Genomic DNA, 26,902 nt, shown 5'->3' on the forward strand with positions numbered 1-26,902 from the left:
TTGATCAGCCGCCGTCAATTCACCCAGAGTCTCTCTGCTCTTGCCGTATCTGCCTCCACCGGGGTGCTGAATGCTGCCACCGAAGCCTCGAGCATCGAGGCAGCTGAAACCGATGCGGCCCGTCAGATCGCCCCAGCAAAAGATAGCTCCCCGTTTCGCCTGGGAATCATCGGCGCAGGCAGCCGCGGACAGGAGCTCATCCGTAGCTTCCTGCGCGTCCCTGGCGTCTCCGTCGCTGCTGCAGCCGATGTCTACGAGCCCCGATTCGCGCAGCTCAATCGCATCTGCGGACACGAGGTCGCACCGCATAAGGACTACCGCGCTCTTCTCGACCGCAAGGACCTCGACGCTGTCATCGTTGCCACGCCGTTGGGCCTCCACGGAGAGCACGTCGTCGCAGCTCTTTCCAGTGGTCATCACGTCTATGGCGAGAAGGTCATGGCCTACACCGTCGAACAGGCCAACGCCATCGTAGCCGCAGCCAGCGAGAACAAGCGCATCTATCAGATCGGCCACCAGTATCGCTACTCGCCCTGGATCCGTGCCGCGGTACAACGCGTCCAGCAGGGAGAGATCGGCGACGTCACCCACATCATCGGCTACTGGCACCGCAACAACGACTGGCGCCGCCCCGTGCCTGATCCATCGCTCGAACACCTCATCAACTGGCGACTCTATCACCAGTGGTCGCTCGGACTCATCGCGGAGCTTGGCTCACATCACATGGACATCGCCAACTGGGTCTTCGGCGAATATCCCGAAGCCGCCCTGGCGTCAGGTTCGATCTGCCGCTATCACGATGGCCGAGAGACCGACGACAACGTGCAGGCGATCCTCAGCTACTCGGGCGGACGCCGCTTCATCTTCACATCGATCACCGACAACGCCAAGATGGGCGATCAACTTTGGCTCTATGGCACCAAGGGATCACTGAACCTGACTCTTCAGGATGCAACCTTCTTCTATGAGCCGAAGAAGATCACCAAGCCTGTAGTTGCCGCCAACGGAAAGGATGAAGGTGTCGTCACCAGTGCGTCTTACAATCCTTCGAACGAGATGCCCTATCGAGGCCCCGGCAAGCCTGTTGACGTATCGACAGCCGAAGATCCGACAACGGCAGCGACGCGGGCCTTCATCTACTGCGTCCGCACGGGCACGTCTCCGATTGCCGATGCAAAGGTCGGTTTAGGCTCTGCACTTGGAGTGATCCAGGCAAACGAGTCACTCAGATTGCGGAAGGAAATCCCAATCTCCTCAAAGGCGTAGCACCGCAGCGATTATCAGCGGCGACGCTTCGCCGTGGGCTTCTCCAACTCAAGGTTGAACTCGTGGCGCACGACCGTATGCGAGAGCACAAGGCTGGTTGTGGGCACACCATAGCTCAGCAGCTTCATGATGAGCTGCTCCAGTTCTTCTATGGACGACACCAGCACCTTCATCATCAGGGCGTCGCCTCCGGTCACGTGGTCGCACTCACGCACCGCTTCAAGCGTCTTCACAAACTGCGTGAACTGGCGATAGCGCTCACCATCGCAGACCATGCGGATATGCGCCTTGACCGCATAGCCCAGCGCCGCCGGGTCGATGTCGATCCTGTATCCACGAATGATCTTCGCCTCTTCAAGGCGATGAACGCGTTCCGCCGTCGCTGAAGGAGAAAGGCCAACACGCCGGCCAAGTTCGGCATAGGTAGCGCGCGGATCTTTCTGCAGTTCGACCAGGATCTTGCGGCCGATGTTGTCGAGAACGGAGCCATTGTCCATCTGAAGTCCTCCCAGGCAAAGAGTGCTGTGCAGCGGGTATCAGCGAAGCGACACGGGGTAAGGCGCAATTCAATTGAGTCGATTGGCTTGAGGCAGGAGCGGCAGAAACGTTCGCGCGTGCAACAGGGACGCGGCAAAGTCTGCGGAGAGTTCGTCTGCTTTAACCGTATGCGATCACTGCAAATAGCCAAAGTACAAACATCCTGCATAAGCTGTATCTGAAGGTCGATCCAAGCTAATTCCAGGCTATAAGCACTTGAATCAATGGCTAAAACCCATCTGGCCGTGATTTTCTTATAACACAGCGGAGCCCGAGCTTGCGTTGCATCAACGGCTACTCCAGCACCCGAACGGTGATCCCCACCAGCAAGGCATCGCCATTCGCAATGACCAACGCCTGATCTTCACCGACCTTCGAAGCCCGCAGAAAATGACCGGCTCCGATCTCGACAACCTGCCCGTTACCCGACTCTTCGAACTGTGCGTTTCCCGATGAACAGAGGACGAAGAAGTCATCACAGGCGGGCACGGAGTATCGCGTTTCATTGACGATCTCGAACGTCGCATCGACCTTGCCGCGCCGCACCATCAGGTTCAAGTCCTGCGTAGCCCCACCGAGCAGGTCGCATACAACCTCTTCTTCACCACGAAAGAAGAAAGGAGAGCGCGGTTCGTCGAGTCGATGATCGGGCCACGCCGGTGAGCGAAGAACCACGCCGTCTCCCTGCCAGAGCAGGATCGTGCGATCGATCCCCGGAAACGCAGAGAACTCTCCCCGCGCATCGATCTGCGCAATACTGAGGCGCCATAAGAAGTCGTTGGCCCCGGCCTCTGCGGGTGACATCGCAAGCTGCCGCGTGGTACCTCCACCGTTCTTCCACGGAATGGAGGCCACGCTATCAATCGCAATGGGCGCTTGAATCTCCATCAGTTCCTTATTCGACGGGCCTGTTCGGAAGCAGCGGCAGCTTCAGGTGCGCCTTGCGCGCAGTCTCTTCCGCCAGCGCATAGCCCGCGTCCGCGTGCCGCATCACACCAGTCGCGGGATCGTTGAAGAGCACGCGCTTCAGCCGTGCATCGGCATCGGCGGTGCCATCGGCAACGATGACGACGCCGGAGTGCTGCGAATATCCCATGCCCACACCGCCGCCGTGATGCAGGCTCACCCACGTCGCTCCACCCGCGGTGTTCAGCATGGCATTGAGCAGCGGCCAATCCGACACGGCATCGGAGCCATCGAGCATCGACTCCGTCTCCCGATTGGGGCTTGCCACCGACCCCGTATCAAGGTGATCGCGGCCAATCACAATCGGAGCCTTCAGTTCGCCATTGCGCACCATCTCATTGAACGCAAGCCCTGCAAGATGACGCTGCCCCAGGCCCAGCCAGCAGATTCGCGAAGGAAGTCCCTGAAAAGCAATGCGTTCGCGCGCCATGTCGAGCCAGCGATGAACGTGATCTTCTTCCGGAAAGATCTCCTTGATCTTCGCGTCGGTCTTATAGATATCTTCCGGATCGCCCGAGAGCGCCACCCAGCGGAAAGGCCCTTTGCCCTCACAGAACAGCGGACGAATATACGCAGGCACGAAGCCCGGAAAATCAAAGGCGTTCTTAACGCCTGCTTCAAGCGCAACCTGCCGAATGTTGTTGCCGTAATCGACCGTGGGAACACCCATCTCATGGAAGGCAAGCATCGCGCTCACATGCGCGGCGCAGCCCTCTGCCGCTGCATCGCGAAGCGCTGCATGTTGCGAAGAATCCTTGGCAGCATTCTTCCACTGCTCCACCGTCCATCCGACGGGCAAGTAACCGTTGATAAGATCATGTGCCGAGGTCTGATCGGTAACAAGATCAGGCCGCGGCCCACCAGCCTGTGCGCGGCGAACAAGCTCCGGCAGCATCTCCGCCGCGTTGCCCAAAAGTCCAATGGACACGGCCTCTTTGCGCTCGCAGTGGTACTGAATCAGCTCAAGCGCATGATCGAGGTCCCGAGCCTGCTTGTCGAGATAACGCGAGCGTAGACGGAAGTCGATGCGTGACTGCTGGCATTCGATGTTCAACGAACACGCATGGGCAAACGTCGCAGCAAGAGGCTGAGCTCCGCCCATGCCTCCAAGCCCAGCAGTAAGAATCCAGCGCCCGCGCAGATCGCCACCGTAGTGCTGCCGTCCTGCCTCTGCAAACGTCTCGTAAGTCCCCTGTACTATGCCCTGCGAGCCAATGTAGATCCAGCTTCCCGCAGTCATCTGGCCGTACATCATCAGACCCTTGCGATCGAGCTCGTGGAACTTCGCCCACGTCGCCCACGCTGGCACAAGGTTCGAGTTCGCGATCAACACGCGTGGCGCGTTGGGATGCGTCTCGAAGACGCCGACAGGCTTGCCTGATTGCACCAGCAGCGTCTCATTGGCCTCAAGCTTCCGCAGGCAATTGAGGATCTCGTCGAAGCACTCCCAGTTACGCGCAGCGCGGCCAATGCCGCCGTACACCACAAGGCTCTCCGGAGCCTCCGCCACCTCGCTGTCCAGATTGTTCTGAATCATGCGATAGGCGGCCTCACTCAGCCAGTTCTTGCAGGTAATCTCGGCGCCACGCGGTGCGCGGATCTGGCGCGAAGGATCGAAGCGGTTAGTGATGGCCTGCTCGGCTGGAGTCTCGATGACGGTAGATGACATGGCTAAATCCTCACGTACTTCTGAATAAATAAGTAATGGCCGGGACAGCGAACAAGCTCAACGCGCAAGCGCCTTCCATGCTGCAAGAAACTGATCATTCGCCTCACGCGATCCAACACTGACACGGATGTGCGTGTTGAATGCAGGTTCCATCCACGGCTTTACGATGACCCCGCCAGGCAACAAACGCCGCGCTATCTCGGAGGCATTGGTGCGAGCATCGAGAAAAAGAAAGTTCGTGAGCGAAGGCGCGGCGGTATCGCCCATCAACTCGAGCTCGGCGCGCATACGCTCACGCTCTGCAACCGTGCGTGTCACAACGCTGTCCACGTAGCCTCGATCTTCAAGCGCTGCAATCGCACCGATCTGCGCCAGCCGATTCACATTGAAGGGCGCGCGAACTCGGTCCATCAACTGGATAATCTCAGGGTCCGAGGCGATCGCGTATCCGATGCGAAGCCCCGCGAGACCATACGCCTTAGAGAAGGTCCGAAGCATCAGCCACGGAATATTGAACTCAGCGAGAATCGAGTGAAAGTCAGGATAGGACGGATCGGCCATCGCATATTCGAGATAGGCTTCATCGAACAACACAAGCGTCTCCGGCGTAAGGTGATTCAAAATGCTGCGCAAATCTTCGGCACTAATCGACGTGCCAGCCGGGTTCGATGGATTGCCGAAGAGCAGCATGCGGACGCCGGGCGTAAGCGCCGCCATCACCTCGTCCACGTCCATTTTGTAATCTACACCGATCGATACGGTCGCAACGTCTGCCCCGACAGACTGCGGCCAGATCACATGCAATCCAAACGAAGGAGCGAACGTAACGACCTGATCTCCGGGAGATAGAAACGTGTGGACCGCGACGGAGATAAGGTCCTCAGAGCCATTGCCAAAGATCAGCTGCTCCGGCGCAACCTGTAGATAGCCGGCGAGCACAGCACGCAGCGAGTCACAGGAGGCGTCAGGATAAAGACCAATCTCAGCCGCTGCACTAGCGACTGCAGCGATCACCTTCGGGCTGGGCCCATAAGGGTTCTCGTTGCTGCCAAGCTTGGCGATCTTCTCAACGCCGTAGTGCTTGCGAACGTAGTCGATGGAGAGGCCCGAGTTATAAAGCGGCAGCTCACGAATCGCCGCGCGAGTCGCGCCCAGAAAGGGCTTCAGTTCGTTCAGCGTTCCCGTGGTCACAGGCTTCTCCTGAATAAATTACGCATCGGTCGACAGGCAATCACTACGCCTCTGCGACGCTTGGCTGCACTTCCTTATTGAGCGTTTGCGCACGTTCCCTGCTGGCGGCGCGAAGCATGTTGAAGCCGGTATAGATCATCACGCAGAAGACCAGCCAACGTAGACCGTAGAGCGGTAGCGAACGGACGAAGTACGCGGCAAGCAATACGCCGGGCAGACCACCGATCGTCATGCCAATGGCCGCGCGCCAGTTGTAGCGGCTCTGGCGAATGAAGCGAATGCTACCCACCGTGCCAAGAAAAGCGCACGAGCCCATCATGATGGGAAACGCCGCGCGCGGGCTCATGCCCAGCATGTACACGACCATCATGCACGGCGCGAAGAATCCAATACCCAGCGTCATCAGCGCGCCAAGCAGCAGGTTCGCAGCGACGGCGATCAACAGGCGCGGCCCGTCGAGTCCGAGCAGTTCCCCGCCCAGTGGCAACAGGTCAAACTGCCTGCAGAGCAAAAAGCCAGCCGTGACAAACAGCGTTGTGCCCATGCCGATCTGGATCTTGCGGCGCGGCCAGCGGGAAACAATTCCCGCTCCAAACCACGCACCGGCAGCGGCTGCAATGATCATCAAGGTCAATGTCTTCGGGTCAACATCGACCACCGACATGTAGATGTATCCCTGCGCGACGGCCGGGATCGTAATGCCAATATTCAGCGTGCCGGGCAGGTCCTCATCCGCGACGAGGTTCCACACACGATACAGTGCAGTCGTAGTCGCAAAGGCTCCAATACCAAGCGTGTCGAGAAAGAGCGTGAACAGACCAATGCCGCATTCGCGCAGTCCCGGCCAACGGAGCGACTGCTTCCGTCGCGCCTCTTGATACCAAAGAACACAGAACACCACGGTACAGAGGGCAAGAGCGATAAAGAGCAGTTGCTTGATCGTCATGATCGCCAAAGCCTCGTTTCTTTCGAAAAAGATTGCGGTGACCCGACGCGGTCTCCTTGACGGAGCGTGACCGAGCGATTTCTGTGGGCTTATTGCAAGTCTAGCGCCTGCGGGAACAATTCCTCAACGGCTTCATGCAGCGACCGAAGCCTGTACCTCGATATTGTTCAATGATCCCGAGGCGATGAACTTCTCCGCTCCAGTCATGCGCGTCGAAAGAACGCAGTCCTTGGACCACGCGGGGACATACTCACGGAACCGGCGTATCGCCTCCTGCAGAACAGGAGTGGTCTCGCTTTCTTCGCGGAAGTCGAGTGCGCGCGTTGCCGCCATCAACTCAATCGCGACGATCATGCGAGCCAGCTTGACCGACTGCTCCAGCTTCAGCGCGGAGGTCATGCCCATGCTGACGAAGTCTTCCTGGTTGCCGCTGGTGGGCAGTGACCCAGTCGACGCAGGAGTAGCAAGCACGCGCATCTCCGCGTAGAGACCAGCCGCAGTAACCTGCGCGATCATCAGCCCAGACTCGATGCCCGGGGCCGATGCGAGGAATGCTGGAAGCCCTTCGTTCAGCGTCGGATTCAGCAGGCGCTCGGTGCGGCGCTCGGAGATGCCAGCAATCTGGCAGATCGCGATCGCAAGGTAGTCGAGGTTCAGCGCAAGCGGAGCGCCATGGAAGTTGCCGCCGGAGAGGATGTCTTCCTCGAAGACGAGCGGATTGTCGGTAGCGCTGTTCAACTCAATCTCGAAGACTCGGCGAGCCTCTCGCAACGTGTCCCACGCGGCCCCATGTACCTGGGGAATGCAGCGGAGACAGTAAGCGTCCTGAATCTTGCGATTCACACCCTGCGTGCGCGGAATGGGGCTATCGGCCAGCAGAGACCGCATGTGCTCCGCGCTGTGCAACTGACCGGGATGCGGTCGAACCTTGTGCAGGCGAGCATCGAAGGGGACCGGAGTTCCGCGCAGCGCCTCCATCGTGATGGCGGCGGATGTCTGCGCGGCAACAAACAGCGTCTCAATCTCCTTCAACTGCAGGCAGCCGATCGAAAGCATCGCCTGCGTGCCGTTCAGCAACGAGATGCCTTCCTTTGCCTGAAGCTGCAATGGCTCGAGACCCGCTAGCACGAGGCACTCCGATGCGGGACGAACCTTGCCTTCATACTCGGCATCACCTTCGCCGATCAGGGCCAACGCCATGTGCGCCAGTGGCGCAAGGTCGCCGCTCGCGCCAACGCTCCCGCGCGATGGAATCACCGGCGTAACGCCGCAGTTCAGCAGGTCGCAGATTCTCTCCGCGATGACCGGCCGGATGCCCGAAACGCCCTTGGCCAGCACATTCGCTCTGATCGCCATCAGGCCGCGAACCACCTCGCGCGCCAGCGGCTCGCCCACACCGCAGCAGTGCGAGCGCACAAGGTTGATCTGCATCTCTTCAATCTCTGCATGACCCAGCGCAATGTTCGCAAGCAGACCAACGCCTGTGTTCAACGCATACACCGGCTGCGTGCTCAGCATCGCTTCTTCCACGAAGCGACGCGAAATCGACATGCGCTCAAGGGCGGAGGGCGCAATCGAAACCTGGTCGCGACCATAGGCAATTGCAACAACTTCATCAACGCTGAAGCTCATTCCATCTAACTGGATCATAGTTTCATCCTACGTAAAAATAGCTATCCCGGTGAATGGGGAATCAACGACACTTTTGCTTGCTACGGCTTGATTGCCTGCTTTTAACCGCTCTGAACCGGCGGATCCCCTGCCAAAATCGATCAGCTCCGAACTTACGCTGGCAACGAAGACAGGCGACGAGCAACTGCGGTGTAACGTGTCACAATTTCTTCGGTCAGTGCGCTTTGCCTGTTTGAAACCAGAACGCGCCCGTTGCTCACGACATCGCTAACAGCAGTCCTCTCTGAACCAAACACGATGGTTGAGAGCAACTCCTTCGGGGCCGCCCCAGCGATCGAAACATCGTTTAGATCAAGCGTGAAAAAGTCCGCAGGGTTACTGATCTTGAGTTCACCCGTGTTCATCCTAAGACTCTTCGCGCCCCCGGTCGTCGCATAGCCGAAGAGGCGCTGCGAGATCTCCTCCCCGTTGATTCCATCAAGCAACACGCGGCGTTCCCGCTTCAAGCGAAGGTGATAGTCAAGCTCACGTGCATCTTCGAGCAGATTGATATTTGCCTGGCTATCCGTACCGAAAGAGAACGGTACGCCCGCGCCACATGCTTGATCCGCATCGATGATGCCGTCGCCAAGATTACGTTCGGTCGTCGGACAGGAACATATGGTCGCACCCGCGCACGCCAGATGCGCGATCTCTTCCACCGTCACATGGATCGCATGGACCAGCGTGGTGTTGCTTGAGAGCAGATTGTTCTCCACCATCAGCTTGATCGGCGTGTACCCATACTCACGCACGCACGCGGCCAACTCCGCAGCCTGCTCGGCCATGTGCATGTGAATAGGCAAGCCGCGCATCTCCGCCCACTCGCTGATCTTCCTCACTTCATCGAGCGTAACGGCGCGAATGCTATGTGGAGCTACCCCAAACGTAACGGTCGGATCCAGGCCCTGGAGGTCTGCGGCAAGCCGCTCCATGCTATTGAGGTATTCGACGTTCGTCTCGTAAAACCGCGCCTGCCCCGGGTTCGGCGGCAGTTGATAACCTGCGCGCGAATAAGCGACGCGCAGCAGACAGATGCGAAGACCAACGGAACGCGCTGCTTCAATCACCGCCATCGAGAGAAGATTCGGATCGTCGTAAGCCGTGCCATCAGGCTGGCGATGAAGATAGTGGAACTCGCCTACTGCTGTGATGCCTGTAAGCGCCATCTCGAGGAATGCCATCCGCGCAACATCATAAAGCTCTTCGGGAGTAAGCTGCGAAGCAGCACGATACATCGTATTGCGCCACGCCCAGAAGTCATCCCCGTTGGCTCCGCAGTGTTCCGCAACACCACGAATGAGCCGCTGAAACGTGTGCGAGTGACCATTGACAAGCCCCGGCAGCATCGCCTTGCCCGGCATCCTGACGTTTTTTGCACCGTTCGCCTCCAGGTCCGCGCCGATGTTCAGAATTACACCATCGCCTCCAACGAGCAGCCCCATACCTGCATGGAATGCGCCTTCCATGTAGAGAAGTTCTGGGAGATAAAGTGTTGGCATCTTATTGCTCGCTTTCAAGGTGTTTTGCGTGATTCGTGATGACGATTAGCTAAGACCGTTCAGCAGCAGATGTTTGATGATGTTGGTCCACTCTTCAAGTTCGTCTATGGGCACGCGTTCGCGCTCGCTGTGCGCCGTCTCCATATCGCCTGGACCAACAACGACAGTTTCCTCAGCGAGAGAAGCGAAGCGAGTGGCTTCTGAGCCGAAGGAGATCCCGGTCTCTGCGCGGTTTAACAGGCTGCACAGCTTTGCTCCAAGCAGGTCTCCAGCAGGATTCGAGAAACCCGAGTCGGCGCGCAGGACGTTTATTTCGATCTCGCAGTTGGGATGGTCGAAGGAGGTGGCTCTAGCGAGGTCGTTCAGTATGCTGCCACCAAGCTGGGGATCTTCGCTAGGCAGTGGTCGCCATTCGACAAGGAAGCTGCAAGCACCGGCAACGATATTCTTGGCCGTTCCACCTTTGAGGACGCCAACGTTGAACGTCGTCACTGGTGGCGTGAAGCGGTCGTCGCCTTGCTCGTTCGCCTGCCGCTGCATCTGCTCCAGCCTGACGATGAGGCCTGCTGCTGCGTTGATCGCGGAGGCTCCGCGATACGGGAAGGCACTGTGCGCTTCACGTCCACGCACGTTCACTTCCGCAAGCGCATAGCCTTTGCCCGCCGTCGCGGGACGTAGCGATGTAGGCTCGCAGACGATGACATAGCGCGGCCGGATAGCTCCGCTTGCAGCGAGCTTTGTAGCGCCGATGCAGCCGATCTCTTCTTCCGCGGTAAAGGCAAAGGCCACGGGTCTCTTGATAGACGTTGTATCGACTTGAAGCGCAGCGGAGATTAACGCGGCAAGCGAGCCTTTAACATCGCACGATCCATTTCCATGCAGGAAGCCGCCCTTCTCCGTGAGAACCGTGGCATCCGTCCATTCGCTACGAAAAGGCACGGTGTCGGTGTGGCAAACAAAGAATAGCTCCACATCAGGCAGCGAGTCCTTGAACTGGCTGGGAACCGCGAGAAGGTTAGCCTTCTCAACACCGTCGGCAGCGATGTAAGGGAAGCGTTGAATAAACCACCCATGCGGTTCGAGCAGCGATTGAATCGCATCAAGTAACGGGCCATTCGAAAGCGAAGAAACGCTTTCAATGCCGACCAAGGCGCGCAATATCTCAGAGGTCGCGAGCACAGCTAGCAAACCTCCTGTCCAGAGACGAAGACGCGAGGTCTCGAAGGCGTAGCGATAAAGTACGCAAGCTCGCGATAGTCATCAAACTCGTGGATGACGAAGTCGGCCTTCTTGCCAACTTCCAGTGAGCCGATCTCATGCGCCAGATTCAGGCTTGCCGCAGCGTTGATGGTTGATGCGACCACCGACTCCGCAGGGAGCATCTTCATATAAAGAGCGGCAAGCGAGATGATGAAGGGCATCGAAGCAGTCGGCGATGAACCAGGGTTGAAGTCCGTTGCGATCACCGGCGCAAGCCCCGCTTCGATCATCGCTCGAGCGTTCGGATACTCCGTACGGCCAAGCGCGAAGACCGACGCGGGCAGCAGAACAGGCTGTACACCGGCGTCTTTCAGCGCGGGCATATCGTCAACAGCCATGCACTCAAGATGGTCAGCAGTTGCCGCGCCAAGCTCAGCCGCAAGCTTCGCTCCGCCATCGGAGCGGAACTGCTCTACGTGCATGCGAAGCTCAAGGCCGCTCCGTTTCGCGTGTTCGAGGAGCGGGCGCGCCTCAGCGACAGTGAAGGCGTGATCGTCGCAGAAGATATCGCAGTAGCGTGCAAGCTTCTCTTCGCACACAGCGGGTATGATCTGCTTCGTGATCAGCGCAATATACGCGTCACGATCAGCACGGAACTCCGGTGGAATCGTGTGCGCGGCAAGCAGCGTAGGCACGATCTTCATCGGCACCTGCTGTTGCAACGTTCGCAGCGCACGCAATATCTTCAACTCCGATTCAACGGAAAGCCCGTAACCAGACTTCGCCTCGATGGTCGTAGTGCCGCCGCGAAGAAACCACTCCGCGTGGCGCTGTCCTATTGCGACGAGATCCTCTTCCGATGCCTTGCGTGTGTTGCCGAGAGTGGACGCGATCCCCCCACCCGCGGCTGCGATCTCCTGATACGTCCGGCCCGCGATACGTTGTTCGAAGTCGCCAAGACGATTACCGCCGAAGAGCAGATGCGTATGCGCATCGACGAAGCCCGGCATGACGGTGCGGCCTTGCGCGTTGATGATCTCCGCATCAGCCGGAGCGACCGCCCTGATCTCCGCGTAGCTGTCGACAGCTGCGATGCGGCCGTCCACAATCAGCATCGCCGCATCGTTGCGGATGCCGAGGTCCAGCAACTCAGCGCCGGTTCGCGCTCGTGAAGGGCCTGCGACCGTGACGAGCTGTCCGCAGTTCACGACGATCGATGTTGATGGACCTTGCGGGGCCGATGAATCTTTGCTGAAGCTCACACAATCTCCGGGCGGCAGGCTCGGCACTGCTGCCTGAACCTGGTTCCTGCGCGCACTTGAATCTTACCTGTCCGAAGAAGCTTTGCCTGCCGCAGGCTTCTTAGGGTCCTTTACTTCGGCCACGACAGGCTTCTTATCTTCTTTCACGGGAGGCACGCAATCGCTGGAGCGGCAGTTATTCGAATTGACCGATCCGAGTTTTACCAGCAGAGTGACAGCTTCCGGGTTGGGAAGCGACTTCTCAAACGGCCCATTGGCGAGGTCGGCCACGGTGTCACCGGCCTTGGTCTTCGCATCGATCTTCGCGCCATGATCGACAAGATACTGGATGTTCTTCAGATCGCCAACGAATGCCGCCCCATGCAACGGCGTGTAGCCGAGAATGTCCTTCGCATTCACGTCCGCACCCTGACTCATGCAGTATTCGATCGCCGCAAGACGCGTGGGCGAAGTCGTACTGTAGTTTGCAGACCAGCCCAGCCCGGCCGCGACCATCAACGGCGTCGTGCCAATTTTCGAGGGCATCTTTGGGTCAGCGCCGCCAGCCTTTAGAACTTCCATCGCCTTCACATCATCCGCCTGCGCTGCGCGCCAGAAGGGCGTTGATCCAGTGGGATCGATCCAGTTGCGGTTCTCGCTCAAAATGCGCGACCAGACCTGCTTCTTGATCTGCGCATTTGGATTTGCGCCCTTCGCCAGCAGCAGCTTCATCAGCGTGAGGTAATCGGTCTTCTCCTGATCGACAATCGGCTCTGCGGACCACTCGTGCGGAGGCCAGCGAACGTCGATGGTCGCATACAGCGGAGCGACACCCATGTCATTTGCAAGATTCACATTCGCGCCGCGATCGATCATCAGCTTCGCAAAATCGTAGTGTCCATTCGCGATCGCCAGCACCAGCGGCGTAGAGTGCTCACTGCCGCTCACTTCATCGATCTTCGCTCCGCCATCGAGCAGCGCCGTCGCTGCGGCAAGATTGCCTTCGCGCGCGGCGTAGAGCAGCGGAGTCATGCCACCCATCACCTTGGCATTACGTTCGGCTGCTGCCTTGCGGTAGGCGGCGATCAATTCATCTTCCTTCGGCGCGTCGGCCTTGGCTGCTCCAGGCTTGGCGCCGTCAGATTTAGCTATGGCGGCAGACTTTTCAACCGGCGGTTCTTTGTAGTCCGGCTTGGTAGCATCGGCGCGGATACCCTCTGCCCTGGCCGTCGCTTCCTTCTTGCTGACCTTGCCTGTGTCTTCCTCTTTGCTCGCGACACTATCGCTGGCCTTCTCGGTCTTTCCGTCCGTCTTCTTCCCTTCCGCCTTCATTTCGCGGAAGTTGATCTTCGGAATCTCGACGACCTTCGAGGACGCGTTCGGATCGGCTCCATGTGCGATCAACACCTTGATCGCGTCAGCGCGGTCGAGATTCGCGGCAAACATCAGCGCTGTCTGCTCATGAACATGCTCGCGCAGGTTGACGTCCGCGCCATGCTCGACCAACGCGGTAACGGCAGCGGCGCTTCCCGAAGCCGCAGCCATCATCAGCGGAGTCGTGCCGTGTCCATTGGCCTTATTGACCAGCACTCCATGCTTGACGAGCAACTCAACCATTGGAGCATTCCCACTCTGCGCAGCGAGGTGCAACGGCGTAAGTCCGGCAAGCCGCGTCTCAGCATCTACGTTCGCGTGAGACGCGAGCAGAAGCTCCGCAAGCGCTAGGTTGTCCGTGGTCACAGCCCAGTGCAGCGCGGTCGTGCCATCGCCTTCAGGGCTATCGACGGCAACATGCGCACGCAGCAGCTTCTTCACTTGAAGTGCATCCCCACTCTTGACGGCCTCGGGCAACCGGATATCCGGCTGCGCCGCGGTGTCCGCTGCAAGGCTAGCAGGGGCCAGCAGAAGCGCGAGCATCGGGGTTGCAAGATTGAATCTCCGCTGAATCATCGGATACCTCCTCCGCGCATCGGCTTGCTGTCCATGCGCACTTCAGACTGCTGGCTAGATGTTGATGACGCCCGTGCTGTCGCCCAGGTGGTCCAGGTTCATGCCAAGCTTGTTCATCATCGTCAGCAGCACGTTGGCCATCGGAGTCTCGTCGGCCACCTTGACGTGATTGTTGCCGCGAACGCCTCCACCCTTGCCCATCAGGAAGAGCGGCAGGCGCTTGTGGTTATGCACGTTTGAGTCACCCATCGGGCTGCCGTACAAGGTAAGCGAATGGTCCAGCAAACTGCCATCTCCATCAGGAGTGCTCTTCAACTTCTCGAAGTAATAGCTGAGCAGGCTGACGTGGTACTTGTTGATCTTCGCGAACTCAGCCACATGCGCGGGTGTCTCACCGTGGTGCGAACAGCTATGGAACGGCGTGGTGACGCCACTCTCCGCGAAGACGCGCATGCAGACGTCGCGGCTCATCTTGAACGTGCTGACGCGGGTCACGTCCGTCATGAAAGCAAGCACCTGGAGATCGAACATCAACTTCACATGCTCGGCATAGCTATCGGGAACGCCAAGCGGAGCCGAGGGCAGCGACCGTGACTCACCACTGGCGTTGTACTTCTCGATGTGCTGAATGCGGCGCTCAATCTCGCGAACATTTTCGAGATAATCATTCATGCGGCTGCGGTCGGCCGAGCCAAGGTTCTTCTGCAGGCTCTGCACATCGCTACCGATCCAGTCGAGAATACTGGCGTTGACCTTCTGCCGCTGCAAGCGTTCGCCGGGGGTCGAGCCATCACCGAAGAGCGTCTCGAAGGCCATGCGCGGGTCCATGGTCATTGGCAGCGGAGTCGTGGGGTTGGCCCAGCTGATCGTGTCCGAGTAGACGCAGGCATAGCCGTAATCGCACGCGCCTGATGCGTCCGCGCTCTCGATGCAGAGCTGCAACGAAGGCAATGGCGTGTCCTGCCCGAAGCGCTTCGCATAGAGCTGATCGATCGAGGTGCCGTTGTAGATGTCGGCGCCTTCGGTCATCTTCGGGTGTGCGGCGGTCAGGTACGCTGCGGAGGAGCGCATGTGGTCCGCGCCCTCTTCCTCAGGTGTCGAAGCCATCGCCGGACGTAGGTCCGTTCCAGTCACGATCGTCATGTAGTCGCGATAGTTTGCCAGCGGGCTCAATGTGTCGGACATCTCGAAGTTCGAGCCTTCGCCCGCAGGCGACCAGTAGTGCTTGTTGGTGCCGTCCATCGTGCTGCCAGCGGCGCCGTGCACCATCTCGATGCAGGTAAGTCGCGACGTGGGGCGAGCGGCAGTATCGGCAAGCGCCGTGCGCGCGGGAACCATTGCGTCCAGTAGGGGGAGACACACCGTCGCTCCCATGCTGCGCAACATTGTCCTGCGAGATAGATGCCGTTTTGTGAGATACATGAACGCTCCCTTATTGCTAAATGCTAGTGATGTGCCGTATCGGTTGCAGTGGCCGCCTCGTTGAGATCGATCGCAGCCGTAAACCGAGCGGGCAAAGCAGGCTCTGCAGTCCGCATCCGGAAGGGCTCGCTGTTGACGATGCCCATGACGAACGAGGAGAAAGTGTTGTCATGCCGCGCCGCAGACGCTGCGATAGACCGCACCACCGGCATATCCGAAGGTGTAAGCACGCGCCCCATGCCGTAAGCGAAGAGGTTCTCGGTGAACGTTCCGAGGAACGCATCGGAGTGCGCCATAAGCGCGTTCCGCAGGCTGGCCGGACTGGAGAGCTTGGTGCCGTCGTAGAGGACGCCCGCCGAATCGATTGGAGCGCCGGAGTCGAAGCTGCGCCATGCGCCAATGGGATCGTAGTTCTCAAGCGCAAATCCGATGGGGTCCATGAATTTGTGGCAGGCCGCGCAGGTGGGGTTCTTGCGATGCTCTTCAAGACGCTCGCGCACGGTCGCCACCGAGCCGCCATCTCCATGCTCCTTCAGCGCCGGGATATTGGGCGGAGGAGGCGGTGGAGGCGTGCCGAAGAAGATCTCCATCACGTACTTGCCGCGGATCACCGGCGAGGTACGATTGGATGCCGAGGTAAGCGTAAGAATGCTTGCCTGGCCGAGAAGGCCGAAGCGGTTCTGGTCCGTCAACTCAACGCGGCGGAAGCGATTGCCGGAGACGTTTGGAATTCCGTAGAGCCCGGCAAGCTGCTCGTTGACGTAAGTGTAGTGCCCATCGAGCAGGGTAAGCACGCTGGCGTCGTCATGCACCACGCTGCCGAAGAAGAGCTCGGTCTCCTTGCGCATCGAGTCGCCAAGCGTCTTGTCATAAGCGGGATACAGATAACCATCCGGCTGTACGCCCTTCAGGTTCTGAAGATGAAGCCACTGCCCCGCGAAGTTCGCCGAGAGCGACTTCGAACGTGGATCGGCCAACATGCGCTTTACCTGCGCGCGAAGTGTGATGGGATTGTGAAGCTTGTTGGCCTCGGCAAAATCAAACAGCGTCTTGTCGGGAGCGGCGCTCCAAAGGAAGTACGAGAGCCGCGATGCAAGCTCGAGATCGCTGACCGGATAGAGCGAACCCGAAGGCGCTACAGTCTCCTTCACGTTCTTACGGACACCCTGCTGGCGACTGCGCTCGAAGCGATAGATGAACGAAGGGCTCGAAAGGATCGCCTGCAGCGAAACGCCCACGCCGCCTTCGAAACCGCCATTCTCATGGCCAAGCTCGTAGAGCTTCATCAGCCGTGCAACTTCAACAGTCGTAACCGGCCGCCGATATGCCTGCGCCGCAAGCCGCGTCACGATACTCCGGGCACAGGGCTCTTCTTGCACGGCAGTGTCGGGGTGGCAGGAGAAGATCAGCTTGCGGCTGGGTGTCTCAGAGATGCCTTCGACCTTCGTCGGCCCCGTGACGGTGAACTCATGCACATGCGGCAGCGTCGTCAGACCGGGGAGATCCGCCTGGTTGAGATCGAGCAGCGAGAAGCCTACCGGCTGCACCGCATCTTCCACCGGGCCATCGTAGTTGTTGACGAAGGCGGCAGTGATTCGCTGCGGCCCAGCCTTGACCGCGATGGCCGGGGTGCGCAGCTCATCGAACTTGGTCATCGTCGGATTCAGCGTGAAGACGGCCGCGCGAGCTCCATTGACCGAGATCTCGATCTGCTGCCCATTCCCCTGCATCGCTCCGAAGAGCTGTCCCTCAAGCGAAAAGTAGAAGGTGACCTTGAAGGTATAGAGGCCGTCCGCAGGGAACGTATGGACGACCGAGATTCCGCCACGAGTCCCGCTAGGAGCTCCATCGACATGTCCCACCTGCGAGACGACGCGAGGAAGGCTATACGTCGAACTCAGAGGAGCTGCGCTGCGATCGCCAATGGACTGTCGGCTGATCTGCCCAGCGGCGCGGATGTACGCCTCCATCAAAGCAGGCGAAAGCGTCAGCACGTCCGACATGTTGTCGAAGCCATGGCTCATGGCATCGCTGGGAAGCAACTTCTCCGCGTCGACATCCACATCAAGCAACTCATGCACGGAGTTCGAATACTCGGAACGGTTCAACCGATGCAGCGCAGGATTGCCAATCGCAGGCCGAGTGGCCGCGTAGGTATCGACGTTGCTGGCCAACGACGTGGCGAAGAGCTTCATCGTCGCCGCATCAGGCCGCGCCTTGCCCGGAGGCGGCATCATGTTCACGCCCACGCGGCGGATCACCTTCTCCGCAAGATCGATGTTCTTCTCCGGATGCTGCAGGTCAAGATCGGTCAGCGTCATGCTGCCACGCTTCTCGTCCGGATTATGGCAGTCCGAACAGTACTGATCCACAAGCTGCTTCTGCTGGTCCACCGTCATGTGCGGCGTCGCCGTCGTGTGGGCCTTCGGCGCCTGCCCATAGGCGGTCACCAGACCCAGACTGCAGACGGCCATCATCATCCGATTGCGCATCAATCCATCTCCAAACCTGTACCGTTGCGGTGCTACTTCGCGGGTGTTGACGTTGCTGCAGTAGCGAGAAGCTGGCGAATCTGCTCGACCGACTCGCTGACATGAATGTCGTACCCGTATTTGCCGATCTCGGCCGTCGAGGCGCGTCCATCCCCGCTCACCCCGTTCGTCGAATGCTTCAGGTGCCCGGGCTGCGCGGGAGGAGCGCCGACCGGAATCTGTTCGATCGCTTCCGGCAACTTATCGCGACGCACCCAGGCATCGGGCGCGGGCTCAAGATACATCATCTCCGAAGTGTCGTTGATCGAGGCGTGGCCGCTTGGCGAAAGTCCCTTCGAGGCGATCCACTTGTCGTAATCATCGTTCGACTTCTTGTACGCGTCCTCGCAGTAAACAACGTGAATGCCCTCAGACGAATACTTCGCATCAAGCTCGGTCGCAAGTGCGGCAAGCTCCTTCTGCCCGCCGCCATGGTCGCCCATCAGCACAACATTCTTGAAGCCGTTGCGAATCATCTGCTCGGCGACTTCCTTGTTGACCTCCTTGAAGGTCTCGGCCGTAATGCCGATAGTGCCGGGGAGTTCAGGATAAGCATTGTTCGGAGAGAAGGGCAGCACAGGAGCCGCTAGAGCGTTCCCAAGCTCGTGCGCAATGGCGACCACCTTGGCGTGCGCCACAAAGGTATGCCCGCCGTTGACAGCCTGCGGCCCGCGAGTCTCGGTACCACCGTTGAAGATGAGAGCGGTCGTCTTGCCACCAACGATCGCGGCCTTGACCTCGTTGGTCGTCATCAACTCCAGGTCGACGCGGTCTAGCTTCGCCGGGGCTGGCTTGGCCTTAGCCAGGGCACCGGTTGCGGATGCTGCAAGAATGGCTCCGGCGATCCAGACCCTGTGCTTTGAGAGATGAAATGCTGGCAACGTTTCCTCACTTAAGTGCTTGCTACGAGCAGTTGTCGCGAAACAAAACGGAGGTGGTGACCACTGGTTAAAGAGTAGAGACTATGGGACAAAATGGGAACCGATGACCCGTGGTTTGCGCTGTTCTATGCCGTTGAATCCAGCTTTTTTCTTCAGATTGGGCGAGATACGTAAGAATTCTGAGCCAGATGCCGCAATGATGCAGATTCTACGAGGGTTTTGCGGTCTCGCCCCGAGTACCGATAGACGGGACGAGACTGCGATAAGTTGAGGTTAGAACTCGTACCGAAGAGCCGCCTGAAAGACACGCGGGTCGATGAACTGTTGCGGTCCGAGATACTTGCCAAAGGTTCCCGGCGTGCTCAGGTTGAGGGACGCGGTTGAGATATCGAACCGGGCCGTATTGGTCAGGTTGAACCCTTCAAAGCGGAACTGAATTGAGTGCTGCTGGTCGTGGATGCTGTAAAGGTCGAAGCGCTTGGAGAGGCCGCCATCGAGCGTGATAAGACCATCGCCGCGGAGACTGTTGCGTGTACCCGACTCTCCGGCGAACGTTGGAGCGAAGGCAGCATACGCTGCGGACGAGCTTGAGAACATCTGCCCCTTCGGCCCCTTACCAGGGAGCTTTCCGGTCTGGGTTGCGTAGCCGGTGAAGTCCCAGATGGTGGGGTAACCGACGCCGTTCGATACGCTGCCGGGGAAGCCGCTGGTGGTGCGGAAGAGCGTGGTAAGCTGCCATCCGCCGATGAGTGCATTTGTAAGCTTGTTGGCTCCCGCGCCATACGCCTTGCCCTTACCGAAGGGAAGTTCGGCGATCCCAAAAGCGGTGATCTGGTGGCGAAGATCGTAGTCGCAAACAGCGTGCATCTGGTTCGGGCTCCACGTGTTCAGGATAGAGCCGGTTGACGTGGTGGCACCCGTGCTCTCAGGCGAAGATCCGAGGTCCAGGCACTTCGAAAGAGAGTAGTTGAAGTCGAACTGATACCCCTTCGAGAACGATTTACGAACCAGCACCTGCATGCCGTTATAGCTTCCGGTTCCAATGGAGCGGAAGGCGTAGAGGGCAGCGAACTGGGAGTTGAACATGGTGTTCTGTCCCAGCTTGCTGCACGAAGGAGTACAGAAGGCGTCGAAGTTGAGCAGGGCCGAGGTCCAATCGTTCTTGTTGGCGACGAACTGCTGGTAGATGGCCTGGGTTGCGGTGGTGGTGGAGCTCGCGGCACCGGGCCAGAGGTTCTCCCAGTAGGCAACGGTCGGCACCGTTGCGGCGCCGGCTTGCGCAGCCTGGCTCAGAATCTTGGCAGCCTGGAAGTAATCCGTGTTGGACGCGGTGTCGTAGAGGTCAGAGGGAGCTGCGATGTCCTCGCCCGTGAGGGAACGGCGAGACTGGCGGCCGACCCACGATACTTGAACAAGATAACCACCCTTGAGTTCACGAGCGATGCTGAGGTTCTCGCTCATGCTGTAAGGCGACCGGATGGAGGAGTCGACCGTGCTGGCCTGCGCAAGACCGCCAGCAGCAGGTGTCTGCGGGAAGCCGCCAGCTACAGCCTTCGGGAACAGGGAAGCATTGAACGGAACGTCGTAGAAGCCGGTGTAGCGCGGTACGTTTGCGACCTGCTGGCCGGGACCGTTCTGTGTGAGCGTGGAGAAGCCGACAGCGCTCGCATAGTCGCGCTCCAGGCCCTGACCGAAGGCGTCGTAGAAGAGACCGAAGCCACCGCGGATGGAAAACTGGTCCTGATCGCCGGTGATAGCGCGACCAATTCCATGCTCAAACTTGGGCGACCACGCAAACGAGACGCGCGGTGCAAAGTCGTTCTGGAAGTTGTAGAGCGACTTCCCAAGCTTCGACGACAGGTCGTAGGTTACGTTTCCTGCAAGCGCCTGCGACTGGCCGCTGGCAGCAAGCTGACCGCGCTTGGTGAGGTACGCGCCAAGCGACTGGGTGGAGCTGACGTTGAAGCCCTGGGTCTCAGTGAGGGGCGGACTCATGGTGTAGCGCACGCCAGCGGTAAGCGTCAGATTCGGACGAGCCTTCCAACTATCCTGAACGTAGAGGTCGAAGTGCTTCTCGGCGAAGTTGCGCTTGACCGTGGAGCCGTCAGCCAGCGTGTTGCCGCTCAGGTCATAGTTGCTGCGACGCTGTAGCTTTGCCTCGAGCCCGAGCAGGTTGGTGAATTGGAGTTCATACGCAGTCGTCTTCTTGGCGTCTGGAGCGAGAAAGTCGCCGCCATCGTTCACGAGGTAAAGGCCGTCGATGAAGGCGTTCGAGAACGATGCAGAGTTGGTGGCGTAGTGGTTGTGGAGGAAGAACATCTCTCCGCCGAAGCCAATGGTGTGGCGGCCCTTGCTCCATGTGAGGTCGTCACGAATGTCATACACGGGAAGCTGCTGCGCGGTCGCATATCCACCGGCCTGCGTCGAGCTTGCCGCGCCCATCGCGTGCAGTGGGGTGATGGCATCGAAGTATGCCGTGGATGCCTTCTGAGTACCGGTCGTCGAGACGCTTTGGCGGGTATAGCCGAAGCGCAGCGAGTTCACTACATTCGGCGAAACAATCCAGTTGTAACCGAACGCGTAGCCCTTGCTGAAGTTCACGTAGACACTCGACGAAGGCTCACCGGGGAACTGCGGAGCTCCGTTGGCGTAGTTGTCGGTCTGCATGTTGCCGCGCCAGAAGATGGTGTGCTTACCCGCGCTGTCAATGTTGTAGTCAGCGCGGGCGATGTAGGTGTTGTAGGTCAGCGGCGTCTTGGCGTTGAAGGTGTAGCCGCCGGTATTGATGGTGTCGCCGCCAGCGATATTCGAATGCGGATACTTCTGGAAGTCTGCAAGAACAGCGGGGTTTTCGCCCATGCCCTGGGGGTCGAGCGCCTGGACTTGCGCGGGCGTCAAAGTATTGTTGCCACCTGTTGTCGTGGCATACGTAAAGGTACCGGCGCGGAAGGCATCGGTCGGAACCGTACGGTTCTGCGAGGTCGCGCTGGCATCGCGACGCCCTTCGTAGTTCATGAAGAGGAAGGCACGATCTCTCTTGATGGGACCACCAACCGCCGCGCCGAAGACGTTGCGGATGAGTGCCGGACGAGCAAGCACAGGCGTCGCGCGCTTATTCAGGAACTGGTTGGCTTCGAGCTCCGTGTTGCGGTTGTACTCATAGGCGCTGCCATGGAAGGTGTTGGTCCCACCCTTGGTCACGAGCGTGACCTGAGCACCGGAGCTGTGGCCGAGGTCCGCGCTGGGGTTGCTCGTGATGGTGCGGAACTCCTGAATCGAATCAGGCGTAACCCGAAGCACACTGGTGAAGGACGTGCGATTCTGCTGGTCGTTCGCGTCCACACCGTCGAGCAGGACGTTGGCCTGGTCAGACTTGCCACCGTTTACAGATCCACTACGATAGTCGTTCTTGGACCCGGGATTCGGCTCCTTGATGAACGTGACGCCGGGCTGGAGAGCGAGCAATCCAGTGACGTTGCGGCCCTCAAGCGGAAGCTGAACGATCGGCTTGGTCGATATAACGTTTCCCAGGGAGGCGTCAGAAGTATTCACCTGGCTCGCGCTGCTCGTGACGTCAACGACCACCTCACTGCTGGCGCTTTGAAGAGTGATATCGAAGGTAGAGGGCGTATTCACCAGCAACTGCACCTTGGCGATCGTCGCCTTACCGAAACCCGCGGAATCCGCGGTAATGCTGTAGTTGCCGGGCGCAACCTGAGAGAACTGATAAACGCCCTGCTTGTTCGTCGCTCCAGTGCGCGCAGCAGCCGTATCGATGTTGGTCAGCGTAATAGCCGCGTCCACAACGACCGCGCCGGTGGGGTCAGAGACAGTGCCGCTTACGGACGTTGCCTGGCCGAATGCGGCGGCTACGAAACAAAAAGTGAACATAAGAAAACAAGACAGTCGTTGAATCAATGGAGTTCTCCTGTATCCGCCGCATGTGCGTTGCTGGAAAAGAGGTAAGTTCGACCGTCCTCCCAGCAAGGGGAAGCGGAGGCCACTTAGTGCGATTGAATCAATACGTTTTTGGAGCTGATTCCGCGGGCGCGGAATGGATACCGATGTAAAGTCGATCCGGCTCTCATCGTGGAGGCTCGGATGACCTTATAGCTCTGCTTGAAGTGAGTGTGAGTACTCCATAATTGTACGAAGAAAATCCCGTTTCGTCCCATGCACGATCGAGCGTATCGAGGCGGCTTAACCCTCGATCAACGGAAATTCACGCCCGCGAACCGCAAGATGAAGCACGATATGAGCCACAATCGCTTCGATTTACCGTGGAAACGCTTCTGACCGCAGGTCCGCGGAGAGCCTCGGAACGATGGCGATTCAGTCACTGCCCGGCATCTGCGGATCAAGCAAACGCCTTCTTGCCAAACATTAGTCAACCGCTCCGCGATCTTCGCTATCTAAAACGATAGGCGGCACACTTAACGATCGAGCAGCACCCAACGCAACGGAGCACTGGAAAGGTATCCTCGCATGCAATACAAGACCCTCGGCAACACCGGCCTCCTCGTCTCACACATCTGTCTCGGCACCATGACCTTCGCCGGCAAAGGCTTCTGGACCGCGATCGGCTCACAGGACCAGGCCACCGCGGACTCCCTCATCAGCGCCTCCGTCGAGGCCGGTGTCAACTTCATCGACACCGCCGACGTCTACTCCGAAGGCGAGTCCGAGCTCACCCTCGGCCGCTCCCTCAAGAATCTCAACATCGCCCGCAAAGACATCGTGCTCGCCACCAAGGCCTACGGCCGCGTCGGCCAGGGACGCAACGATGTAGGCGCATCACGCGGCCACATCATGGACGCCGTCGACGCCAGCCTCCGCCGCCTCCAGACCGACTACATCGACCTCTACCAGATTCATGGGACCGATGTCGTCACGCCCGTCGAAGAGACCATGCGTGCTTTAGACACGCTCGTCCAGCAGGGCAAGGTCCGCTACATCGGCTGCTCCAACTGGCAGGCCTGGCGCATCATGAAGTCTCTCGGCATCTCCGAACACAAGGGCCTGGCAAAGTTCGACACCCTCCAGGCCTACTACTCCATCGCGGGCCGAGACCTCGAACGCGAGATCGTTCCCGTCCTCGAAGACCAGAAGACCGGCCTCCTGGTATGGAGCCCGCTCGCTGGCGGCCTGCTCTCCGGCAAATTCAGCCGCGAAAACCAGAAGCCCGAGGACTCCCGCCGCTCCGCCTTCGACTTCCCTCTTGTCGACAAGGAGCGCACCTGGAAGATCCTGGACGCCATCGAGCCCATCGCCAAGGCCCACAGCGTCTCCATAGCGACGATCGCCCTCGCATGGATCCTGGCGAAGCCCTTCGTCACCTCCGTCATCATCGGAGCCAAGCGCCTCGACCAGCTGCACCAGAACCTCGCCGCAGACTCGGTCATCCTCACGGCCGATGAGATGAAGACCTTAGACGAAGTCAGCGCTCTCCCACCGGAGTACCCCGGCTGGATGATCCCGTTCCAGGGCAGCGACCGCCTCGGCCCGGTGCAGCGTGTCCTACCTAGTCAGTCGTAAACAATCGCGCACCTGCAAACAGAAAGTGGCAGCAAGCCAATCGGCCTGCTGCCACTTTCGCTTAGAGCGAGCAATTACTGAGGCTGGGCAACCACCCGCAGATACGGCTTCAAAGTCTTCCATCCCGCAGGAAACTTCTCCTTCGCCTGCTCATCCGAGACCGCCGGAACGATGATCACATCCTCGCCGTTCTTCCAGTTCACCGGAGTCGCCACCTGGTGCTTCGCTGTCAGTTGCAGCGAATCGATCACGCGCACGATCTCGTCGAAGTTCCGCCCCGTCGAAGCCGGGTAGGTCATCGACAACTTCAGCTTCTTGTCCGGCCCAATCACAAACACGCTCCGCACCGTCGCACTGTCCGAAGCATTCGGATGGATCATGTCGTAGAGGTTCGCAATCGTCTTGTCGGTGTCGGCGATCAGCGGGAAGTTCAGCGCCGTTCCCTGCGTCTCTTCAATGTCCTTCGACCACGGCTCGTGCGACTCGAGCTTGTCCACGCTCAGGCCGATCACCTTCACGCCGCGCTTATCGAACTGCGGCTTCAGGTACGCCGTGTAGCCCAGCTCCGTCGTGCAGACAGGCGTAAAGTTCTTGGGGTGCGAGAACAGCACCGCCCACTTGCCATCAATGTAGTCGTAGAAGTGAATCTCGCCTTCGGTAGTCTGCGCCGTGAAATCAGGCACAATATCGCCAAGCTGCAGTGACATATCGGTCTTCCTTTTCTGGTGGATTACAAAGAGGTGGTGCCCCGGCGCCTCGCCTTCGAGACATGGGTTTCGGGACTGAAACCGGAACTAAAAATTCACAGGAGGGGTCGTGCCTGTCGCCGCGCCTAAGCGCAACAACACGCATCCGTACAACATCGGGAATCGTTCATCGGGCAAAACGGCATTCTGCTCATCGCTGCTTCCAAATCCCTATAGAGATAAGATGCAACAAGCATGACCATAGAAGCAAATCTCGCCCGCGTCCGCGAAGACGTCACCGTCGCCTGCCGCCGCGCCAACCGCCCCGAATCCTCGGTCTCCCTGATGGCCGTCAGCAAGGTCCATCCCGTCGAATCCCTCCTCGAAGCCTACGCCGCCGGCCAGCGCCTCTTCGGAGAAAACCGCGTCCAGGAGTTCGCCGGCAAGTTCCCCTCGCTCTCCGCCTGCACCGAAGGCGAATATCACCTCATCGGCCCCTTGCAGTCCAACAAATCCAGCAAAGCAGCCGAATTATTCCACTCTATCGACACCGTCGACTCGGTCAAACTCGCCCAGCGCCTCGACAGCGCCGCCGCAACGCTCGGCAAGAAACTCCCCATCTACATCGAGGTCAAACTCTCCCACGAAGATTCCAAGCACGGCATCTCCCCCGAGGAACTCCCCGCCCTGCTCAACGCCATCGCTCCCCTCGAAAACCTCACCGCCGTCGGCCTGATGACCGTTCCGCCCTGGAGCGAGGACGCCGAGACCGCCCGCCCCTACTTCCGTCATCTCCGCGAACTCCGCGACGCCCAGCAGCGCCTCCACCCCACCCTTACCCGGCTCTCCACCGGCATGTCCAACGACTTCGCCGTCGCTATCGAGGAGGGCAGCACCTGCGTCCGCATCGGCACCGCAATCTTTGGCCGCCGAATTTCACCCGATCAACAAGCCTGAAGGTCGTTCCCCTCCAGCTTGGCCTCCGGGATCATCCTAGGAGGTACATGCCAGAGATCAAGCAAGCCGAACTCGACTCCCCCCTGAACGAGGACGCAGCCGTCAGCCACGACTTCTCCGTCGTCGATCCCACCCGCGTCGAGCAGCAGATCGACGAAAAGCTCATCGGCGAACGTATCCGTTCCATGCGTTTGAAGCGCTCCATGGGCCTGGTCGAACTGGGTCGCCTCTCCGGCCTCTCCGCCAGCTTCCTCTCGCAACTCGAGACCGGTCGCGTCGTCCCCACCATCCGCAACCTCGCCCGCATAGCCCTCGTCTTCCAACGAGACCTCTCCTGTTTCTTCACCGTCGACAAGAAAGTCTCCTTCCGCCGCCTCTCAAAGAGCGATCGCATTCCCATCACCAGAAAGCAAAAGCAGAACTCCCGCTTCGTCTCGCAAAGCCTGAGCGCCCTCATCCCCGACCGCCACATGGTCCCCTGCCTCGCCGAGTTCCTCCCCAACGGCGAAGAGTGCGAGTTCACCCCCAAAATCTTCCGCGGCACCGAGTTCGTCTACGTCCTAGACGGCGAACTGGAAATCGCGCTCCCCAACGAGCGCCACTGGCTCTGTAAAGGCGACGTCGTCTGGATCGACGCCAACACCACGCGTCAGTACCTTTGCAACGGCGACCGCACCGCCCGTGCCCTCATCGTCACCGAACACCCGAAGTAGGCCAGGCTCTGGAGAGAGCCAAAGAGGTCCGACCTCTA

The 26,902-nt window shown here is 59.3% G+C and carries 19 protein-coding genes; 4 read left to right on the plus strand and 15 right to left on the minus strand.

Going from position 1 to position 26,902, the window contains the following annotated elements; all coding sequences use genetic code 11:
* Positions 1–1,266, plus strand: coding sequence for a Gfo/Idh/MocA family protein (locus tag HDF16_RS07555; RefSeq protein ID WP_184215099.1), 1,266 nt, complete (start codon positions 1–3; stop codon positions 1,264–1,266).
* A 14-nt stretch (positions 1,267–1,280) separates the two neighbouring features.
* On the opposite strand, the gene HDF16_RS07560 is transcribed toward HDF16_RS07555, so the two are convergent.
* From HDF16_RS07560 to HDF16_RS07625, 14 genes are all read right to left on the minus strand, one after another.
* Positions 1,281–1,763, minus strand: coding sequence for an Lrp/AsnC family transcriptional regulator (locus HDF16_RS07560; RefSeq protein ID WP_184215101.1), 483 nt, complete (start codon positions 1,761–1,763; stop codon positions 1,281–1,283).
* A gap of 334 nt (positions 1,764–2,097) precedes the next feature.
* Positions 2,098–2,691 (minus strand): HutD/Ves family protein, encoded by a 594-nt coding sequence (locus HDF16_RS07565; RefSeq protein ID WP_184215102.1) that lies wholly within the window; start codon positions 2,689–2,691, stop codon positions 2,098–2,100.
* A gap of 7 nt (positions 2,692–2,698) precedes the next feature.
* Positions 2,699–4,438: a urocanate hydratase gene (gene hutU, locus HDF16_RS07570; protein WP_184215105.1), complete on the minus strand. Its 1,740-nt coding sequence runs from the start codon at positions 4,436–4,438 to the stop codon at positions 2,699–2,701.
* A gap of 57 nt (positions 4,439–4,495) precedes the next feature.
* Positions 4,496–5,629, minus strand: a complete 1,134-nt coding sequence (gene hisC / locus HDF16_RS07575) for a histidinol-phosphate transaminase (protein ID WP_221312590.1) — start codon at positions 5,627–5,629, stop codon at positions 4,496–4,498.
* A 43-nt stretch (positions 5,630–5,672) separates the two neighbouring features.
* The gene (locus tag HDF16_RS07580) at positions 5,673–6,575 is read right to left on the minus strand and encodes a sulfite exporter TauE/SafE family protein (RefSeq protein WP_184215108.1); all 903 of its coding nucleotides are present in this window, start codon (positions 6,573–6,575) and stop codon (positions 5,673–5,675) included.
* A 132-nt stretch (positions 6,576–6,707) separates the two neighbouring features.
* Positions 6,708–8,225: a histidine ammonia-lyase gene (hutH, locus tag HDF16_RS07585; protein ID WP_184215111.1), complete on the minus strand. Its 1,518-nt coding sequence runs from the start codon at positions 8,223–8,225 to the stop codon at positions 6,708–6,710.
* 134 nt (positions 8,226–8,359) lie between these two features.
* Complete coding sequence (locus HDF16_RS07590) at positions 8,360–9,748, minus strand: formimidoylglutamate deiminase (protein ID WP_184215114.1); 1,389 nt, start codon at positions 9,746–9,748, stop codon at positions 8,360–8,362.
* A gap of 45 nt (positions 9,749–9,793) precedes the next feature.
* On the minus strand, positions 9,794–10,927 hold the full coding sequence (gene argE / locus HDF16_RS07595) for an acetylornithine deacetylase (protein WP_184215116.1): 1,134 nt from the start codon (positions 10,925–10,927) through the stop codon (positions 9,794–9,796).
* 2 nt (positions 10,928–10,929) lie between these two features.
* Complete coding sequence (gene hutI / locus HDF16_RS07600) at positions 10,930–12,210, minus strand: imidazolonepropionase (RefSeq protein WP_184215119.1); 1,281 nt, start codon at positions 12,208–12,210, stop codon at positions 10,930–10,932.
* Positions 12,211–12,273: 63 nt separating this feature from the next.
* A complete protein-coding gene (locus HDF16_RS07605) occupies positions 12,274–14,139 on the minus strand; it encodes an ankyrin repeat domain-containing protein (RefSeq protein ID WP_184215122.1) in 1,866 nt (621 codons plus the stop codon).
* Positions 14,140–14,193: 54 nt separating this feature from the next.
* Complete coding sequence (locus HDF16_RS07610; RefSeq protein WP_184215125.1) at positions 14,194–15,561, minus strand: DUF1552 domain-containing protein; 1,368 nt, start codon at positions 15,559–15,561, stop codon at positions 14,194–14,196.
* Positions 15,562–15,584: 23 nt separating this feature from the next.
* On the minus strand, positions 15,585–18,053 hold the full coding sequence (locus tag HDF16_RS07615; protein ID WP_184215128.1) for a DUF1592 domain-containing protein: 2,469 nt from the start codon (positions 18,051–18,053) through the stop codon (positions 15,585–15,587).
* A 32-nt stretch (positions 18,054–18,085) separates the two neighbouring features.
* Positions 18,086–18,973, minus strand: coding sequence for a creatininase family protein (locus HDF16_RS07620; RefSeq protein ID WP_184215131.1), 888 nt, complete (start codon positions 18,971–18,973; stop codon positions 18,086–18,088).
* A gap of 273 nt (positions 18,974–19,246) precedes the next feature.
* Positions 19,247–22,891: a TonB-dependent receptor gene (locus HDF16_RS07625; protein WP_221312591.1), complete on the minus strand. Its 3,645-nt coding sequence runs from the start codon at positions 22,889–22,891 to the stop codon at positions 19,247–19,249.
* Between the two features lie 567 nt (positions 22,892–23,458).
* Here HDF16_RS07625 and HDF16_RS07630 point away from each other — a divergent pair.
* Positions 23,459–24,508, plus strand: coding sequence for an aldo/keto reductase (locus HDF16_RS07630; RefSeq protein WP_184215136.1), 1,050 nt, complete (start codon positions 23,459–23,461; stop codon positions 24,506–24,508).
* A gap of 74 nt (positions 24,509–24,582) precedes the next feature.
* Here HDF16_RS07630 and HDF16_RS07635 read toward each other — a convergent pair whose 3' ends face one another.
* The gene (locus tag HDF16_RS07635; protein ID WP_184215138.1) at positions 24,583–25,215 is read right to left on the minus strand and encodes a peroxiredoxin; all 633 of its coding nucleotides are present in this window, start codon (positions 25,213–25,215) and stop codon (positions 24,583–24,585) included.
* A gap of 234 nt (positions 25,216–25,449) precedes the next feature.
* On the opposite strand from HDF16_RS07635, the gene HDF16_RS07640 reads away from it, so the two are divergent.
* Complete coding sequence (locus tag HDF16_RS07640) at positions 25,450–26,151, plus strand: YggS family pyridoxal phosphate-dependent enzyme (protein WP_184215140.1); 702 nt, start codon at positions 25,450–25,452, stop codon at positions 26,149–26,151.
* A gap of 47 nt (positions 26,152–26,198) precedes the next feature.
* A complete protein-coding gene (locus HDF16_RS07645; protein WP_184215142.1) occupies positions 26,199–26,864 on the plus strand; it encodes a helix-turn-helix domain-containing protein in 666 nt (221 codons plus the stop codon).
* Positions 26,865–26,902 lie beyond the last annotated feature (38 nt).

This window comes from Granulicella aggregans, from assembly GCF_014203275.1.
In the GTDB taxonomy this organism is placed as follows: Bacteria; Acidobacteriota; Terriglobia; order Terriglobales; family Acidobacteriaceae; genus Edaphobacter.